This is a genomic window from Streptomyces sp. (assembly GCF_031178505.1).
Taxonomy (GTDB): Bacteria; Actinomycetota; Actinomycetes; order Streptomycetales; family Streptomycetaceae; genus Streptomyces; species Streptomyces gulbargensis.
On record NZ_JAPSIW010000756.1, the window covers coordinates 1 to 3,352 of the forward strand.

4 protein-coding genes are annotated in these 3,352 nt (G+C 73.3%); 2 read left to right on the forward strand and 2 right to left on the reverse strand.

What is annotated here, in order from left to right:
• Both RIF68_RS31795 and RIF68_RS31800 read right to left on the reverse strand, forming a co-directional pair.
• Positions 1-604, reverse strand: a 604-nt coding sequence (locus RIF68_RS31795) for a DUF6421 family protein (protein WP_309054731.1), incomplete at its 3' end; no start/stop codon positions are given.
• Between the two features lie 182 nt (positions 605-786).
• Complete coding sequence (locus RIF68_RS31800) at positions 787-1,338, reverse strand: GNAT family N-acetyltransferase (RefSeq protein WP_309054732.1); 552 nt, start codon at positions 1,336-1,338, stop codon at positions 787-789.
• A gap of 207 nt (positions 1,339-1,545) precedes the next feature.
• On the opposite strand from RIF68_RS31800, the gene RIF68_RS31805 reads away from it, so the two are divergent.
• Positions 1,546-2,103 carry a DUF5134 domain-containing protein gene (locus tag RIF68_RS31805; RefSeq protein WP_309054733.1) on the forward strand — a complete coding sequence of 186 codons (558 nt, stop codon included), beginning with the start codon at positions 1,546-1,548 and terminating at the stop codon, positions 2,101-2,103.
• A 124-nt stretch (positions 2,104-2,227) separates the two neighbouring features.
• Entirely contained in the window at positions 2,228-3,163 is a 936-nt protein-coding gene (locus RIF68_RS31810; RefSeq protein WP_309054734.1) for a M56 family metallopeptidase, read from the forward strand.
• Positions 3,164-3,352 lie beyond the last annotated feature (189 nt).

Below are 3,352 nucleotides of genomic sequence, written 5' to 3' on the forward strand. Positions count from 1 at the left end.
CCCAGGTGAAGCGCTCGGGGGCCTCGCGGACGGCGATGGTCTCCGGGAAGAGGACGGCCGAGTGGGTGTCGTACCCGCTGGTGAAGTCCTCGAAGGTGATGCCGCAGAAGAGCGGGTTGTCGTAGCGAGTGCGCTCCAGCTCCGCGAGCCACTCCGGCCAGACCATGCGGAGCACGACGGCCTCGAGGTTGCGGTCCGGGTTGCCGTTCTGCGTGTACATGGGGAAGAGGACGAGGTGCTGGAGGCCGTCGGCGCGGCCGGCGGCCGGCTGGAAGGCCAGCAGCGAGTCCAGGAAGTCCGGGACGGCGAAGCCGCTCTCGGCCCACTTGCGCAGGTCCGCGACGAGCGCGCGGTGGTAGGCGGCGTCGTGCGGCACGAGCGGGGAGAGCTGCTCGACGGCGGCGGTGACGCGGACGAGGGTCAGCTCGACGAGGGAGCGCGAGGGGGCGTCCTCGGCCTCGAAGTCGATGGAACCGTCCGCGCGCTGCCAGACGCGGATCTCCTCGACCGCGTTCTTGAGCTCGGGCCAGGCCGGGTGGTCGATCACCTTGGCGTCGGTGGCTATCTCCCCACCGGTCACGTCCTGCACAAGAATTTCCGTCATGCCTCTTCCTCCACAGGAGAACCTTGCGTCAAGGAACCGTATCCATGCACGGCTCTCTCTCGCAAGAGCAGGCAAGACAAATTATCCTGTGCGACCCCCCTGGCGACCGAAGTTTTTCCTGTCGACCAGGGGGAGGGCCACTCTTCCGCCGTTCACGGCAGGCCGCCCGGGTGCACGGCGGATCAGACCAGCGGCTTCACCAGGAGCTCGAACTCCAGGTCGTCCCGCTGGGGCACGCCGAACCGCTCGTCACCGTACGGGAAGGGGGTCGTCCGCCCGGTACGGCGGTAGCCGCGCCGCTCGTACCAGGCGATGAGCTCCTCACGGACCGAGATCACCGTCATGTGCATCTCGCGCACGCCCCACAGCTCGCGCACCCGGCGCTCCGCCTCCGTGATGATCCGCTTGCCGAGGCCGGCGCCCTGGAGCTCGGGGCGGACGGCGAACATGCCGAAGTAGGCGGCCTCGCCCCGGTGCTCCAGCTGGCAGCAGGCGACGACCTCGCCGTCCCGCTCGACCACCATGAGCCGGCTGCGCGGGTCGGCGATGACGGCGGCGACACCCTCGGCGTCGGTGCGCTGCCCCTGGAGGATGTCCGCCTCCGTGGTCCAGCCCACCCGGCTGGCGTCGCCCCGGTAGGCCGACTCGACGAGCGGGACGAGCACGGGCACGTCCTGAGGCACCGCGTCGCGGTAGTCGATCCTGCCGGTCTCGTGGGACGTGGCGGTGTCCATCAGTACGGGCTCCCCTCGGGCTCTGACGATCGGCGTCCGCGATCGTCCCGAGCCTAACGCGCCCCCTCCGCGCGCCCCTCGTACGTCTGTACGCACCCGTGCGCCCGCGTGTGCGAGGCCGGGGAGGGGAAGCCTGCGCCGGGGAAGACCGGGGCGCGCCCAGGGGAGGACCCGGGGGCGAGGACGGCGTCGAAGGGGAGATGAGCCGTGCACGGACCTGCCCTGTCGGGGTGGTTGCTGGTGGCACTGTGCGCGCTGAGCGGGGCGTACTGCCTGCTGCGGATCCGCGCCTGCGCCGGGGAGGAGCGGCGGGCCGCGGGCGGCGAGGCGGTGATGGGGTTCGGAATGGCGGCGATGGCCGTGCCGGCCGCGGTCCTCACCCCGCCGTCGTGGAGCTGGGCGGTGTACGCGGCGGTGTTCGGTGCCGCGACGCTGCGCGGTCTCGCGGGCGTCCGGCGGGGCGGTCACCACCTGCACCATGTGATCGGCTCGCTCGCCATGGTGTACATGGCGGTGGCGATGGCGGCTCCGGGTGCGCACGGAGGACACACGGGCCACGCGGCCGCGGGGGGTGTCCCCCTCCTGACGGGGGCGCTGCTCCTCTATTACGCGGTGTACGTCCTCCTGGCGGGCCGGCGGCTCGTACCCGCGGGCGCGGGTGCCGGCGGGGACGCGGTGGCCGCCTGGACGCTGCGGCCGGAGCTCACCCTCGTGTGCCGGCTCGCCATGGGCCTGGCCATGTTCGCCATGCTCGTCACGCTGTGACGAGCGGGCCTTCGGACACCGTGGCCCGCGACGGGAGACGGCCGCGCGCCGCCCAAACGTGGTGTGCGTCACTTGCGGAGCGAGTCCATACCCCCGAGTAGTACCCCACTCATAGGCTGGCGCCATGTGGGTCTCCCTCGCGTTGCTCCTGCTCGGCCTTGTGACCGCCCTCGTCGCCCCGCGGCTGCTCGCGCGGGCCGACTGGGTCGAGCGAGAACCCGTGGTGGCCCTGTGGGTCTGGCAGTGCGTGGTGGCGGCGGTCCTGGTGAGCTTCGCCCTGTCCATGACCTTCAGCGCGGCCGCGGCCTGGCAGGCGGTGCGGGGCCAGGTCTTCGCGGGAGCCCCGCTCGCGGTGGTCGAGGCCTACGCGCTCTCCACGCACGGGCCGTGGTCGGCGGTGCTCGCGGTCGTGCTCGCCGCGGGCGGCCTGTGGACCGGGGCGATGCTGGGCCGGGAGATCGGCACGACCCGCGCCCGCCGGCGGCAGCGCCGCTGCGAACTCCTGGAGCGCGCCCCGCTGTTGCCGGGTGAGGAGCCCGGTGGAGAGCGGCTGGTCGTACTCGAGGGCGAGCGGGCGCACGCCTGGTGGCTGCCCGGCGCGACGCCCCGCCTCGTCATCACCACCGCGGCGCTCCAGCGCCTCAAGGGCCGTCAGCTGGACGCCGTCCTGGCCCACGAGCAGGGGCACGCGCGCGCCCGGCACGACTGGCTGCTGCACTGCTCGGGCGCTCTCGCGGGCGGCTTCCCCGGCATCCCGGTCTTCGCGGCCTTCCGCGCCGAGATGCACCGGCTGGTGGAGCTGGCCGCCGACGACGTGGCCTCGCGCCGGTTCGGGCGGCTGACGATCGCGCTGGCCCTGGTCGGACTCAACGAGGACCGCGGGGTGTTCGGGCCGGGACCGGCCCCCGACGCCCACCTTCCGCAGCGTGTGAACCGGCTGCTCACGGCGGCCCCCCGCCTGACGGCGGGCCGGCGACTGCGCCTCACGGCCACCGCCGCGCTCGTCCCCGTCTTCCCGGTCCTGGTGGCCTTCGTTCCCGGTCTCGCCGCGCTCGGATAGCCCGCGGCGGAACCGGCGCGTTCCGGCCTCCCGGCGCGCGGAGATCACTCCGGAGGAACATCCGGGGGCGATCGTCGGGCAGGATCAGGGCATGCGTTCCTCCGCCGTGGTCTCCGGGGTCCTGGCCGGGCTGTGCCTGCTGCTGGTGGCCGGCGAGTGGCCACCTCTGCTCTCCCTCGACCGCGCGGT